Annotated in this window: 13 protein-coding genes; 11 read left to right on the top strand and 2 right to left on the bottom strand. The window is 51.1% G+C overall.

Annotation, left to right across the window (positions count from 1 at the left end; genetic code table 11):
* The first annotated feature begins 700 nt into the window (after window positions 1–700).
* The 9 genes from ruvA (at window position 701) to QZT18_RS12335 (ending at window position 10,691) form a co-directional block, all read left to right on the top strand.
* On the top strand, window positions 701–1,315 hold the full coding sequence (ruvA, locus tag QZT18_RS12375) for a Holliday junction branch migration protein RuvA (RefSeq protein WP_294148312.1): 615 nt from the start codon (window positions 701–703) through the stop codon (window positions 1,313–1,315).
* Between the two features lie 24 nt (window positions 1,316–1,339).
* Window positions 1,340–2,341, top strand: a complete 1,002-nt coding sequence (gene ruvB / locus QZT18_RS12370; protein WP_227029278.1) for a Holliday junction branch migration DNA helicase RuvB — start codon at window positions 1,340–1,342, stop codon at window positions 2,339–2,341.
* A gap of 52 nt (window positions 2,342–2,393) precedes the next feature.
* Window positions 2,394–2,804, top strand: coding sequence for a cell division protein ZapA (locus QZT18_RS12365; RefSeq protein WP_294148311.1), 411 nt, complete (start codon window positions 2,394–2,396; stop codon window positions 2,802–2,804).
* A 123-nt stretch (window positions 2,805–2,927) separates the two neighbouring features.
* Window positions 2,928–5,231: a U32 family peptidase gene (locus QZT18_RS12360; protein ID WP_366925867.1), complete on the top strand. Its 2,304-nt coding sequence runs from the start codon at window positions 2,928–2,930 to the stop codon at window positions 5,229–5,231.
* Window positions 5,232–5,239: 8 nt separating this feature from the next.
* Window positions 5,240–6,568, top strand: a complete 1,329-nt coding sequence (locus QZT18_RS12355; protein WP_294148310.1) for an FtsW/RodA/SpoVE family cell cycle protein — start codon at window positions 5,240–5,242, stop codon at window positions 6,566–6,568.
* Window positions 6,555–8,189, top strand: a complete 1,635-nt coding sequence (locus QZT18_RS12350; RefSeq protein WP_294148309.1) for a penicillin-binding protein 2 — start codon at window positions 6,555–6,557, stop codon at window positions 8,187–8,189. The genes QZT18_RS12355 and QZT18_RS12350 overlap by 14 nt, the downstream gene beginning before the upstream one ends.
* 15 nt (window positions 8,190–8,204) lie before the next feature.
* A complete protein-coding gene (locus tag QZT18_RS12345) occupies window positions 8,205–8,327 on the top strand; it encodes a hypothetical protein (RefSeq protein WP_294148308.1) in 123 nt (40 codons plus the stop codon).
* Window positions 8,315–9,079, top strand: a complete 765-nt coding sequence (locus QZT18_RS12340; protein ID WP_294148307.1) for a TSUP family transporter — start codon at window positions 8,315–8,317, stop codon at window positions 9,077–9,079. The genes QZT18_RS12345 and QZT18_RS12340 overlap by 13 nt, the downstream gene beginning before the upstream one ends.
* A gap of 292 nt (window positions 9,080–9,371) precedes the next feature.
* Complete coding sequence (locus tag QZT18_RS12335; RefSeq protein WP_294148306.1) at window positions 9,372–10,691, top strand: MFS transporter; 1,320 nt, start codon at window positions 9,372–9,374, stop codon at window positions 10,689–10,691.
* A 98-nt stretch (window positions 10,692–10,789) separates the two neighbouring features.
* Here QZT18_RS12335 and QZT18_RS12330 read toward each other — a convergent pair whose 3' ends face one another.
* A complete protein-coding gene (locus QZT18_RS12330) occupies window positions 10,790–11,242 on the bottom strand; it encodes an NUDIX hydrolase (RefSeq protein ID WP_294148305.1) in 453 nt (150 codons plus the stop codon).
* A 238-nt stretch (window positions 11,243–11,480) separates the two neighbouring features.
* Between QZT18_RS12330 and QZT18_RS12325 the strand changes: the two genes are divergently transcribed.
* A complete protein-coding gene (locus QZT18_RS12325; RefSeq protein ID WP_294148304.1) occupies window positions 11,481–12,119 on the top strand; it encodes a cell wall hydrolase in 639 nt (212 codons plus the stop codon).
* A 78-nt stretch (window positions 12,120–12,197) separates the two neighbouring features.
* Window positions 12,198–13,682 (top strand): carboxypeptidase M32, encoded by a 1,485-nt coding sequence (locus QZT18_RS12320; protein ID WP_294148303.1) that lies wholly within the window; start codon window positions 12,198–12,200, stop codon window positions 13,680–13,682.
* Window positions 13,683–13,784: 102 nt separating this feature from the next.
* Here the strand turns inward: QZT18_RS12320 and QZT18_RS12315 are convergent, their stop codons facing one another.
* Window positions 13,785–14,615 carry a YihY/virulence factor BrkB family protein gene (locus QZT18_RS12315; RefSeq protein WP_294148302.1) on the bottom strand — a complete coding sequence of 277 codons (831 nt, stop codon included), beginning with the start codon at window positions 14,613–14,615 and terminating at the stop codon, window positions 13,785–13,787.
* Window positions 14,616–14,757: the final 142 nt, after the last annotated feature.

The raw sequence follows: 14,757 nt of genomic DNA, 5'->3' as shown, positions 1-14,757 counted from the left end.
TTCAGTCCCGGAGGTTTTAAAGGGTAGAGGGAAGAGTCTGTTACCCTGAACAGGTTGTATTCCGCGAGGTGTTTTGTGTGAGTGCAGCGTAGCGTAAGTCACAGAAAACCCGAGGGCTGCGGCGCGAAACGGTGTTTTTTACCGTTTCTGTGCATCGCGAAGCGTGTTGCTGGGCACGGAGTGAACAGTAACCAAAAAGTTTCCGGAGGGAACCTGGAGTCCATCGGCACTTACCGAGGTTTTTTACGAGGTTAGTACCGTTATGCACTTCAAAGAGCGCAAGCGTTTCCCGCAGGAACTTTTTTTGCCCGGATTCCCCACCCGCGACCATCTGAAATCCGGGACTGAAGACTCATAACCTACCTCTCACCATCCCGAACCCCGACCTGACGGCGGCGTTCTCATTTCTCAACTACCGCCCCCAGAATATTTGTTCGACACACCTTGCATTGCTCCCCTCCGTATGGTATGATATTGAGGATAGTAACTTCTATTAAAAGAGCATGAAACCGGAGTTAAATCAGCCGGGGATGTTGTGCCTTTTATGGTAATATTAGGCAGCCGCGAAGTTACAAACCGGCAGAGCAGAGTTATAAATACGCAGAATAAAGCGGCAAAGAACCGCAGGCGTACAGGAAAACAGCCGGACGGCTAATAAGGTTAAGAAGACAGAAACAGACAGCAATTAAGGAGAAAAACCGTGATTTCATATGTAAAGGGAGCTCTGGCGGACAAGTCGGGCGACAGGATTGTGGTAGAAGCGGGTCCGGTGGGGCTTGGAATCTACGTGCCGCTCTCCGTACTGGAGGTGCTTCCGCCTCTGGGTGAGGAAGTGAAGATATATACATACCTGCAGGTCAGGGAGGATGATTTGAGCCTATATGGGTTCCTGAACCGCCAGGATTTGGAGATGTTTAAACAGTTGATTGGTGTCAACGGGATCGGCCCCAAGGGGGCGCTTGGGCTCCTGTCGGCGCTCAGGCCGGATGATCTGCGGCTCGCGATTCTCACAGGGGATGCCAAGGCAATTTCCAAGGCTCCGGGAGTGGGGGCCAAGACGGCGCAGAGGATTATCCTGGATTTAAAGGACAAGGTCAGCGCGGAGGAGATGCTTGCCGGAATTGCCGGTATGGAAGAGGAAAGAACTGCCGTGCCTCTGACGAAGGAAGCGGGCAGGGAGGCAGTGGAAGCGCTGGTGGCTCTCGGATATTCGAATCTGGAGGCATCAAAGGCAGTGAAGAGTGTACAGATAACGGACGATATGGATGCGGAGGCAGTACTCAAGGCATCCCTCAAGTTTCTGGCATTTTTATAAGAGTGGGAGAGCGGGAAGTGCAATATGAGCAGGAGAATTATTACAACTGAGATTACGGAAGAGGACAAGCGCATAGAGAGCAGCCTGCGGCCCCAGTATTTGAGTGAATACATTGGCCAGGAAAAGATAAAATCCACACTGAAGGTTTTCATAGACGCAGCCAAGTCGAGGGGCGAGGCCCTCGATCACGTCCTGTTTTACGGACCTCCGGGTCTCGGCAAGACGACGCTCTGCGGAATTATCGCCAATGAGATGGGTGTGAAGATGAAGGTGACCTCCGGACCGGCGATTGAGAAGCCGGGTGAGATTGCGGCAATACTGAACGGCCTTCAGGAGGGCGATGTCCTCTTTGTTGATGAGATTCACCGTCTGAACCGGCAGGTGGAGGAAGTTCTCTATCCTGCAATGGAAGATTATGCGATCGATATTATGCTGGGTAAAGATTCAACCGCCCGCTCGATCCGTCTGGAACTTCCAAAGTTTACGCTGGTTGGGGCAACCACCCGGGCGGGACTTCTGACGGCTCCTCTCCGCGACAGGTTCGGCATTGTCCAGAAGATGGATTTTTACATGCCGGAGGAGTTAAAGACCATTATTCTCCGTTCCGCGAGAGTGATGAACGTGGAGATAGAGGAGCGGGGAGCATACGAGATTGCGAGACGCTCCCGTGGCACGCCAAGGCTTGCCAACCGTCTCCTTAAGCGGGTAAGGGATTTTGCCCAGGTAAAGTACGACGGAGTGATAACAAAGGAAGTTGCGGATTTTGCCCTGGATATCCTGGATGTGGATAAACTGGGCCTGGATAATAACGACCGGGCAATCCTGACGATTATGATTGAGAAATTTTCAGGAGGCCCTGTGGGACTGGATACGCTGGCGGCGGCTCTCGGAGAGGATTCCGGAACGCTTGAGGATGTCTACGAACCGTATCTTCTGATGAATGGATTTATTAACAGGACGCCGAGAGGCAGGGTAGCGACGGAAGCCGCTTATCATCACCTGGGACTGCAGCAACAGATAAATTAGAGCAACTGTTCGATGGATATTGAACGGTTCCAAATTACAAATGAAAGAGAAGATGGAAAAGATGGGTTCCAAGAATTATACAGACGTTTTAATTGCCGGAAAGATATATACACTGGGCGGTCTGGAGGAAGAGAGTTACCTTCAGCAGGTCGCCAGCTATTTAAATGACAAGATTGCCGGCCTGCAGAGGCAGGACGGTTTCAGAAAGCAGCCGGAAGACTATCAGAATGTGATGACATACTTAAATATTGCCGATGACTATTTCAAGGAGCGGGAGCACGCCGGACTTCTGGCCGCCCAGAAGGAAGAGCTTGAGAAGGAGACGTACCGCCTGAAACACGAGCTGGTCAGCACACAGATGAAGCTGGAGGCAATCAAGGTGGAACTTGAAAAATATAAAACGCTGGAAGCACTGGAGAGCGCCCGCGGCAGGGACGATAAGCAGGAGCAGGAGGCGGAGTAGCAAAGCCACGGAGCGGAGTGGCCGCGCACATTCACAGATAAAAGAGGGCTGATGGAAACGTAGAATCCTGAGAGGGCTTTGCGGTACATCAGCCTGTCGTTTTTTTAGAGAATGGAGTTTGCAATGATGAAGAAAAAAGTAGAGATTCTGGCTCCGGCCGGGTCATTTGAAAGTATGAAGGCGGCCGTGGCGGCCGGTGCGGATGCCGTCTATATCGGAGGCAGCCGTTTCGGCGCCAGGGCTTATGCCGATAATCCCGACGAAGACAGGATGCTGGAGGCAATCGACTATGTACATCTGCATGGCTGCCGGCTCTATATGACGGTAAATACGCTGGTAAAGGAGAAGGAGCTGGATGGTTTATACGAATATCTGGAACCTTACTACAGACAGGGACTGGATGCGGTGATTGTCCAGGATATGGGAGTTTTCTCCTATATCAGAGAGCATTTTCCGGATCTTCCGGTTCATGCCAGCACCCAGATGACAATTACCGGCCCGCTGGGAGCCGAATTGATGATGAAGCTGGGAGCCGACCGGATTGTTACGGCCAGGGAACTGTCCCTGCGGGAGATAAAGGAAATCTATGATAAAACGGGAGCCGAGATAGAGAGCTTTGTCCACGGAGCGCTGTGCTACTGTTATTCCGGGCAGTGTCTGTTCAGCAGCCTGATCGGCGGACGCAGCGGCAACCGGGGCAGATGCGCCCAGACCTGCCGCCTTCCGTTTGATGTGAAACAGGAAGGAAAGACGTTAAATAGTAAAGACGAGCGCTACGTACTGAGCCTGAAAGACCTCTGTACCCTGGACATTCTGCCGGATTTGATTGAGGCAGGCGTCTATTCAATGAAAATCGAAGGAAGAATGAAGAGCCCCCGCTATACGGCGGGCGTGGTAAGCATATATAGAAAATATGCGGATCTCTATCTGGAGAAGGGCAGGGAAGGCTACCGCGTTGACGCGGCGGACAGGAAGAAACTCCTGGATCTCTTTGACCGCGGAGGCCAGACCGAGGGATATTACAGGCAGCACAACGGCCGCGATATGGTCGTGATGAAGGAAAAACCGGCTTTCCGCGAGGAGAACAGGGAACTGTACCAGTATCTGGACCAGACCTATGTGGAGGCTGTCGTCAGGGAACCCGTCGGCGGAGCAGCCGTTGTCAGGGAGGGGGAACCGCTGTCCCTCACACTCACCTGCAACCGGAAGATGAGGGAGGCGCGGGAGAGCGAAAGCGTATCCGTTACCGTATCCGGCGGCGTGGTCGAACCGGCGAAGAACCAGCCGGCCACGGAGGAGAGAATCGCAAAGCAGATTGGAAAGACGGGAAATACGCCGTTTTATTTCAATGATTTGAAGGTTGAAACGGCAGGAAACCCCTTTGTGCCGATCCAGGAGCTGAACGAACTGAGAAGACAGGCTTTTACGGAACTGGAAGAAAAAATACTGGCTCCGTTCAGACGAGTTTCTGTCGGGAATGTTTCTGTCGGAAGTGTTTCCAGCGGGAGCGTTTCGGGCGGCAGAGTTTCCGTCGGGAGCGCGGCCTGTGAACGGCCGTCAAATGAGAACGGAACGGGCGGGGAGAATATGCCCTACCGTCTCACGGTATCCTTGGAGGAGCCGGAATCCTTTGAAACGGTCCTGCAGGAGAAGAGCGTAGACTGCATTTACCTGGACAGCGCGGGTTTTGACGCCGCGTCCTGGAAAAATATGGCCGGGCTCTGCCACCGGGCGGGAAAACGCTGCTATCTTACGCTCCCCCACATTTTCAGGGAGGAAGCTTTCCGCTTCTTTGAAGAAAACAGGGACAGCTTTAACGGGGCGGGTTTTGACGGCGTTGTCGTCAGGGCGTGGGAGGAAATCGGGCTCATCCGCGGATGGGCGGAAGAATTCCCGGCTCTGAAGGAGCTTACCATCCTCATGGACTACGGGATTTATACGATGAACAGGGAAGCCGAGAAGATGACGGCGCGGATGGCATCCGGATTCCGGTTCCATTTTACGCTTCCGGTGGAGCTTAACAGCAGGGAACTGGAGGAGAAAGGATGCCGCGGCGGAGAGCTGATTGTCTACGGGCGTCTTCCGATGATGGTAACGGCCCAATGTATGAAGAAGACGGTGGCAGCCTGTACGAAGAAGCCGGAGCTTCTGTCCCTGAAGGACAGAATGGGCAAGGATTTTCCGGTAAAAAACCACTGCCGTTTCTGCTATAATACAATTTATAATTCCAGCCCCCTGTCGCTTTTAAAGGACAGAAAGATCATAGACCGGCTGGGACCAGAGAGCCTGAGACTTAATTTCACCACCGAGAGCAGGGAAGAAATACGGACTGTGATCGGAGCATTTTCCGGCTGTTTCCTGGAAGGGAGAGAGACGGAGCTTCAGGGAGATTTTACGAGAGGCCATTTTAAACGAGGGATTGAATAGGTGAGAATGTGATTAATCTTGTTACAACATTATCAAAGTATCTGATGATACTGCTGATAGCAATTTACACATACTATAATTTCCGGTTTTTTGCGATGAAGGATGATTATTCCAGGAACAGGGTATGCAGGCTTCAGAATGTGGCTCTGTTTTTTATCCATACCCTGGCTTATGCGGTGATTTATCTGCGGACGGAGGATGAGAGGACGCTGATGTTTTTCGGCGCCCAGCTTTTATTTTTCCTGCTGTACCAGGTTTTTTACAGGATGTTTTACCATAACCTGTCCAGGCTGCTGCTCAATAATACGTGTATGCTCCTGTGCGTCAGCTTTATCATGCTGACCAGGATTTCCTTCGACAGGGCGGTCAGGCAGTTTGTCATCGTGGCCATAGCCGCTGTGATTACGATGATTATTCCTTTTATCATCGACAGGACGTGGCAGTTGTCGAAGATTCCGTGGGTATACGGAACCATTGGGCTGCTGCTTCTTCTGACGGTCTGCATCCTGGGAAGCACCAGCTATGGGGCGCAGCTCGCCATCAGTATCGGGGGCTTTTCTTTCCAGCCCTCGGAATTTGTCAAAATCAGTTTTGTTTTCTTTGTGGCAACGATGTTTTACCGTTCCACGGATTTCAGGACGATAGTCATCACGACGGCGGTGGCCGCGGCTCACGTCCTGGTCCTGGTGCTTTCAAAGGATTTGGGAAGCGCCCTCATCTTTTTTGTGACGTATCTTCTGATGCTTTTCATCGCCACGTCCAACTGGTTCTATCTGGGGGCCGGCGCGGGCTGCGGGGCGGTGGCGGCAATGGCGGCTTATAAGATGTTTTCCCATGTGCGCGTGCGTGTGGAGGCCTGGCAGAATCCCTGGAATGACATTGCGGGGAAGGGATATCAGGTCACCCAGGCGCTGTTTGCCATCGGCACGGGCGGCTGGTTTGGTATGGGACTCTATCAGGGAATGCCGAAGAAGATCCCGGTTGTGGAGAAGGACTTTATCTTTGCCGCCATATCGGAGGAGCTGGGCGGAATCTTTGCACTCTGTATTATCCTGATCTGCCTGGGCTGCTTTTTACAGTTTATGCTGATAGCCACGAAAATGCAGGCGGTTTTCTATAAGCTGATCGCATTTGGGCTGGGGACGGTCTATATTGTCCAGGTATTCCTGACCATCGGAGGCGTTATCAAGTTTATCCCGTCCACCGGTGTGACGCTGCCCTTTGTCAGCTACGGAGGAAGTTCTATCTTAAGTACGTTCATCCTGTTTGGCGTAATTCAGGGGCTTTTTATCCTGAAGAGAAATGAAGAAGAGGAGGAAGATTATGAAACTGAGTGATCAGAGCTCCAATGAAGAGAAGAAAACAGGGGAAAAAAGAACCGGCAAAGATAAAACGATAAGAGATAAAACGATAAAAAAGAAAAACGGTAAAGATAAATTATCTGCTCCGGGAAAGCGGGAGGGAGGGGCCGGAAAGCGGTTCCAGGTAAAGAAGACCTGCAAAGACCTGGGCTTTAAGAAATTCAGGAAGGATGCCGGGGAAGGCAGGGCCAGAGCGAATAAGAACATATTGAGGCTCACCTATGCTTTTTCCGCAGTATTTGTGCTGATGGCCGGATATCTTGGCTGGTTCATCCAGTTCAAGAGTGAAAATGTCATCGGCAGTTCCTACAATGCAAGGCTTGACCAGTTTGCCGACCGGATTATCAGAGGGAGCATCATGAGCAGCGATAAGACGGTGCTTGCCGAGACCAGGGTTTCCCAGGACGGGACGGAGAGCCGGTATTATCCCTTTGACTACCTGTTTGTACATTCGGTCGGCTATTCCGGGCTGAACGGAAAGACGGGAATCGAGTCGCTGGCCAATTTTTACCTGCTTTCGTCCCATGTCAACCTGCTTGAGAAGGTAATCAACGAGCTGCGCGGCGAAAAGAATCTGGGCGACAATGTGGTGACGACGCTGGATTTGAATCTGCAGAAGGTGGCATCGGATGCACTGGGCGGCAACCGGGGAGCGGTGATCGCCATGGAGCCGGATACAGGGAAGATTCTCTGCATGGTCTCCCAGCCGAATTTCAACGCCAACCTGGTGGATGAGAAGTGGCAGGAGCTGATTGCTCCCGACAATACCAAGGCCCAGCTCGTAAACCGCGCGACGCAGGGACTTTATCCTCCCGGTTCCACGTTTAAGATTGTGACGGCTCTCGAATATATCAGGGAAAATCCCTCCACCTGGCAGGACTTTTCATTTAACTGCAACGGTTCTTACCAGACAGGGGAATATACAATCAAGTGTTACCACAGCGAGGCCCATGGGCAGCAGAACCTGATACAGGCGTTTGCCAACTCCTGCAACGGGGCGTTCGCGGAGATAGGGCTTTTACTGAACCCGGATAGTTTTCATTCGCTGGCGGATCAGCTCCTGTTTAATTCCTCCCTGCCCTATGCCCTGCCTTATAACCAGAGTTCGTTTACGATGACGGGAGGGGCGGATGACTGGGAGAAGCTGCAGACATCCATCGGACAGGGAAAGACCCAGATCACGCCGTTACACAATCTGCTGATTGTCTCGGCCATTGCCAACGGCGGAACATTGATGAAGCCGTACCTGGTTGACCATGTGGAGAACGTCGGCGGCCAGACCGTGAAGAAGTTTCTGCCGTCGTCCTCCGGCAGCCCGCTGTCGGCAACGGATGCACAGATGATGGCGGAGCTGATGAAGAGCGTGGTGGATTTTGGGACGGGTTCCGCGCTCCGCGGAGCGTCCTATTCGGCGGCCGGAAAGACAGGCTCCGCCGAGTTTGAGACGGGAAAAGAGACGCATTCCTGGTTTGTGGGCTACGCCCCGGCCGATAATCCGAAGATCGCAATCAGCGTAATCGCGGAGGAGGCAGGCTCCGGCGGAAAAGTGGCGGGCCCGATTGCACGGGCCGTATTCGACGCCTATCTGGGAAAATAGCGGTACCGGGAAGCGATGACGGTACCGGAAAAAGAGGACGGACTGGAAAAAGAGGACGGACCGGAAAACGGTGATGAGACCGGAGAAGTGTCCTCATATAAAATGTACAGGATGGAGAAGTTATCATGGACTATGTAACATCACTGCTGTTCTTATGCCCGATTATGTTTCTGGCCAGCTTTGTGGATGCGATTTCGGGAGGGGGAGGACTTCTCTCGCTCCCGGCGTATCTCTTTACCGGGATGCCGGTACATAATGCGTATGCATGCAATAAGCTGTGCTGCAATATCAGCACGGCGATGTCGGCGGGAAGATACTTAAAAAATCACCTGATCGATGTAAAGGCGGCCTCTTTCGTGGGGGCGGTCACGTTTTGCTGTTCCGTCCTGGCTTCCAGGATTGTGCTCTGGATGCCGGAACGGCCGCTCAGCTTAATGCTTCTCGGTTCCCTGCCGTTTGTAGCGGTTCTAATCCTGGTCAATAAAAAGTATCCGGAGGAGGATCACTCGGACGAGGTGGCCGGGACAAAGAAGATTGTCTTCTGGGTATTTACGGGACTTGTGATGGGAGCCTACGACGGTATGCTGGGACCGGGCTCCGGGACGCTTGCCATTATTCTCTATACAAAACTTCTGCGCTATGATCTGACCAAGGCATCCGGCAATGCCAAGGTAGCCGTGTTCAGTTCCACGCTGGCGGGAACCCTGTCGTACCTGCTGGCGGGTAAGATACTCTGGAATTATGCGGTTCCGGTCGCCGTATGCGGCATCCTGGGCGGATATGTGGGCTCCGGGATGGCAATCCGCAAGGGAGCAAAATTCATCCGCCCGATGATGCTTGTCATCGCGGCAGTGCTGATTATTAAATTATTTATAGAAATGGTGTTTTAGGCTGGTACCGGAAAACAGATCACCGTTACGGTTTATTACACAGGCAGTGCCAGGTTAAAGACAGATGAACAGTAACGCATTTATAACACGAGGGAGGGGAATGATATGAAACTCTGCATTGACAGAACTCCATGCAAAGTCTTGTAACGGACGGGATTGCATGGAGGAATGAATAAGCATTGGTAATTCGTCCGCAGGACTTTGCACTTAAACCGAACATAACGGTTCAGCGCCGCTTGAACCGTTACATCTAAAAATATGAAACAGTTACGGTAAAAGGAGCAAAGTCATTATGAATCAGAATAATAGAAGTAACAGATACAGTGAGATAAAAGATGCGTTAAAGAGCCTGCGGGCTTTTCTGGCGCTCTGGAGCACACAGGCCTTTTCCACCCTGGGCAGCTCCATGACGAATTTTGCACTGATTATATGGTCTTATGAGCGGCAGGGCTCGGCGCTTACTACGGCGTTACTGGCAGTCTGCTCCTATGCACCCTATGTCATTTTAAGTATTTTTGCCGGGGTTCTCAGCGACAAATGGAACAAGAAGAGAACCATGCTCGTGTGTGACACCCTGGCGGCCGTTATGACCCTGATTGTATGGAATCTTTTAAGGACCGGCAATCTGGAAATATGGCATCTCTACATTATTAATGCGGTAAACGGTATGGCCAACTCCGTACAGCAGCCGGCTTCAGAGGTTGCGGTCAGTCTGCTGACGCCGAAGGAGCAGTACCAGCGTGTCGGAGGGCTGAGGGCATTCTCGAATTCACTGGTTACAATCCTGACTCCGGTGATTGCGACGGCGGTCCTGGCGTTTGCAGGAATGGATGCGGTGATCCTGTTTGATTTTATCAGTTTTTCCGTGGCCTTTATCACGCTGGCCTTTTTTATCAAAGTGCCGGAGACGTCCTGTAAACAGGGAGAAAAAGAGGAGAGCTTCCGGGAATCTGCGGGAGAAGGGCTTAAGTTCCTCCGGGAAAACAGGGGAATTCTCGGCCTGATCCTCTTTCTGGCAGCCATCAACCTGCTGGCCTCAATTTATGAGGCGGCCCTTCCGGCCATGCTGCTTTCACGGGCGGGCGGCGGAAAGACGGCCCTCGGCCTGGTCAATACCTTTACCGGGATTGCAAGCCTTACGGGAAGCATCCTTGCATCCTTACTTCCGGCGCCGAAGAACCGCGTCAGGATGATCTGCAATTCCCTTCTGTTTTCCATGTGCACGGAAAATTTCTTCCTGGCATTCGGAAGAACCGTGCCGGTATGGTGTTTCGGGGCGGTCCTCGGATGGCTGACGATCCCGTTTATGAACGCCAACATGGATGTGCTGTTTCGGACCAATATACCGGTTCAGATGCAGGGAAGAGTTTATTCGGTAAGGAATTCCCTGCAGTTTTTTACCATTCCGCTCGGGTATCTGCTGGGCGGCGTGCTGGTGGATAAGGTGTTTGAACCGTTTATGAGGATTCAGGAACCGGTCAGTCCGGCGGTCAGGATGTTCGGATCGGGAAAAGGGTCCGGCGCGGCAATGCTTTACTGCATCCTGGGCTTTGCCGGAGTTATAGTCTGTCTGTATTTCAGGAGGAACCGGGATATCAGGAATCTGGAATAAGAACCGGTATGTGAAATATAGAATTGCCTTCATTAAAAAATCGGTCCGGCGCTGTTCATTCAGCGCCGGACCGATTTTTGTCCCGTGTCTTACCGTTGTCAAAAATATTTCTTATTACCCCACAAATTACTTTTCTTCAGATCCAGATATTCGTTATATGCTTTCTCAAGTATCTGCTTTTCATTGGAAAACTTCAGCAGATGGTAGGCTTCATAGAATTTATAATATCCGGAGTCGATAAAATATTCCTCCCGCTGTGGTTTACTGTAATAGCTGTCAGCCATCATCAGATACCAGTGTACATCTTTCTCCACCATATCCTGGGGCGTGTTGAACGTGTACTGGCTCTTACCGATGTATTTAATGATGGAGGCCGTAACGCCTGTCTCCTCCTTTACCTCCCGGAGTGCCGTTTCCTTGTAATCTTCACCCGGTTCTACAGTTCCCTTTGGTAAAACCCAACCTTCATATTTGTTCTTGTAGTTTTTATATAAAACCAGAATTTTACCTCGAAAAATAACCACACCGCCGCAGCTCGTTGCCTCAATCATTGCAATTCCTCCTGGTGTGTCAGCTTATATTGCATCAAGTATACCGCTTTTTACGACAATATGCAAGACAGACTGTTAAGAAGTTATTGGGTATTCCGCGCTCAATAACCGGTTTGTTCCCATTCCCATTCCTCTGTATAAACAAATACTTATCAGAAGTTTGGACAAAATAAATATATTTTTAATCGAATCGTCATATATTGGTAAAGAAACTGAAACTTATTTTTTAAGGAGGATTATGATTAAGAAGATATTATGCATATTACCGGTAATTACACTTTTGTACATGGCGCCGGGAGCGCTGTTTGCAGCGGAAAGCGATACGGTGGGTCAGGAACAGGCGGCCGTTGTGACGGAAGCCTATGGGCCGGCGTCGGAGGCTCTTGCGGATGAAACGCAAACCGCAGCAAACGGGAATGCGTCCGCCGATGCCGCAGCGCAGACCGGGGCGGTGCAGGGAGAGCAGTCTGCAGCCCAGCCGGAACAAGAAACACAGACGGAAGGGACGGATGAGGCGCTGGCCCAGCCGGTTGCGTCCTACACGGAAGAAGACCTCTATGTGATGGCTCACGTGCTGGCGGGCGAATGCCAGAGCTGCCCGGATCAGGAGCAGTTATACGTCGGTTCCGTTGTTTTAAACAGAAGGAGCCATCCTTCGTTCCCAAACTCGGTTAAAGGAGTTGTCTTCCAGAAAGGCCAGTATTCCTGCACCAGGGACGGCAATTATTACAGAGAGCCGACCGACCGAAACTGGGCCAATGCAAAATCGCTTCTGGAGAACGGCAGCGTCCTTCCCGCCAATGTCATCTGGCAGTCCGGCGGAAGACAGGGAAAAGGCGTTTATGTGAAAACAAAGTGGCATTACTACTGCTATTAATTACCTGTTCTTTTTCGTGAAAATATGCTAATCTTAATAACAAGTCTATAATCAGTTTTAACAAAGGAGACAGAAGATATGAGTGAAACATTTGAGAAATTAAGTGGATACCTGGAAAAAGCCATGGCAATCCAGGCTTCTATGGTATTGTTTGAGTGGGATAATGAGACTCTGGCCCCGAAGGAAGCTGCGCCTTATACTTCGAGGGTGATAGGTTCCCTGTCGGAGCAGTATATGGAAATCATGACATCGGAGGATGTAAAGAAGCTGGTGGAAGCCTGCGGGAAAGAGGGCGGACTCACTGAGACGGAGGAAGCCATTGTCCGCGAGGCGGCGGAAGAGATCGAGAAACTGGAATGCATCCCTCCGCAGGAATACCGCGAGTTCGCGGAGCTGACCTCCAAAGCCACCAGAGTCTGGGCTGAGGCCAAAAAAGAGAAAAACTTCAAGAAATATGCCCCGATCCTGAAAGAAATCGTGGATTATCAGAAAAAATTTGCCTCCTACCGCGCCAAAGAGGGACAGAAGCTCTATGACGTGATGCTGGATTCCTTTGAAAAAGGTTTTGATATGGAAAACCTGGACCAGTTCTTCGACGAGCTGAAAAAGAACATTGTCCCGATGCTGCACGATGCCGCGGAGCGTTCCAAAAAAGTGGACGACAGTTTCCTGACGGCCGAATATCCCGTGCAGGCACAGGAGGAAGTGGCACATTTTCTGGCCGAATATGTGGGACTCGATTTTGACAGAGGCGTCCTGGCGGTCAGCGCCCATCCGTTTACGACAAACCTGCACAACCACGATGTGAGGATTACGACGCATTACGGCGATAAGATTGATTCCTCCATCTTTTCCGTCATCCATGAAACAGGCCATGCCCTCTACGAGCTCGGAATCCGGGACGATCTGACACAGACACTTGTGGGACAGGGAGCCTCAATGGGAATGCATGAGTGCCAGTCACGTTTCTTTGAAAATATCATCGGCAGGAACAAGGCATTCTGGGAGCCGATTTATGATACGGTGGCAGACATGTTCGGAGTTCCGTTAAAGAGCGTGAGCCTGGATGCCTTTATTAATGCAGTGAATAAGACAATCCCCGGCCTGATCAGAACCGAGGCGGATGAGCTTTCCTATGCCCTCCATGTCCTGGTGCGCTATGAGATTGAAAAGATGATCATCGAAGACAACGTGGAGATAGAGAAGCTGCCGGAAATATGGAACAAAAAATATGAGGAATACCTGGGAGTCCGCCCGGAAAACGACGCGGAGGGAATCCTTCAGGATATCCACTGGTCACAGGGCTCCTTCGGCTACTTCCCGTCCTATGCCCTGGGAAGCGCTTTCGGCGCACAGCTCTACCATACAATGAAGCAGGAGATGGACGTGGAGGAACTGCTCAGGGAGGGCAGGCTTGAGGAGATCAGGAAATACCTCAGGGACAGAATCCACCAGTACGGCAAACTGAAAAACAGCCGTCAGATCCTGAAGGATGTGACGGGCGAAGATTTCAGCCCGAAGTATTATATCGAATACCTGCGTGAGAAATACGGAGCAAAGTAGCATTGCAGAACACTGTATTACAAAAAAGCCCCTGAGGCCGTAAAGGTTCAGGGGCTTTTTTGGTGGGTAGCAATGAAAAGTTCACGAAGTGTTTATGCCCCTTCATCTCTCTCTCTGTTTTCGGCTGAAATTCATATGACGGTTAACCTCCGCACCCAGAAAAAGGATACAGATACAGAAGTAGAGCCACAGCATCAGAATCACAACGGCCGCAAGGCTGCCGTACATATAAGAGAATCTCTTAAAATGATTAAAATAGATGGAAAACCCATAGGAACATACAATCCATCCGACTGTCGAGAAGAGGGCGCCGGGAAGCTGGTGGCGGAGTGTCTGCCTCTCATAGGGAAGGAAGGTATAAAGCGCCATGAAGAAGACGATCAGGATAGCTAGTGCAATCAGGGCGCGCAGGCTGAGCAGGTAAGGCGCGATCCGGTTGAGGATCGGCAGGTAGCGCAGAAGCAGCTTCTGAAGCGAGGAACCGAAGACCATCAGCACAAGGGACATGATGCACACCAGGATAAAGACAACGGTGTACCCGGAGTTGATGAGGCGGCTGATTACGTAATTTCTGCGTTTGTTGCAGTCGATAATCCGGTTGAGTCCGCGCTCAATCCCCAGCATTCCGCGGGAGGCCGACCAGATCGTGGCGATGGTGGTCACCGACAGAATGGCGGCCGGAGCCGTCGTGTACAGATCGGTGACGATCGATTCCACCAGCGGATACACCTTGGCGGGAAACAGCCTGGATATCACCAGCAGCAGGTCACCCTGGGTTATCGTGGGGATCAACTGGATGGTCGTCAGCAGGATCATGATAAAGGGAAAGAAGGACAGAACAATAAAGAATGAGGCTTGGGCCGCATAGACCGTAATCTCATCCTTTACAAATTCATCGTAAATTTTCTTGCACTGTACGATAAAATAAATCATAGAGCGTCTCCAATCGGTTCAGATAAATATACTAATAATATTACCATGTAGGCGGAAAAATAGCAATTTAATTGAAAAATTAGGACAAATTCGGCAAGATGGTGTCATTGGTAATCAAATAGACAGTGTCTCGGACCGGAAG

Source organism: uncultured Clostridium sp., assembly GCF_900547735.1.
Lineage (GTDB): Bacteria > Bacillota > Clostridia > Lachnospirales > Lachnospiraceae > Otoolea.
Note: the sequence above shows the minus strand (reverse complement) of the source record. Positions and strands in the feature narration are given on the sequence as shown.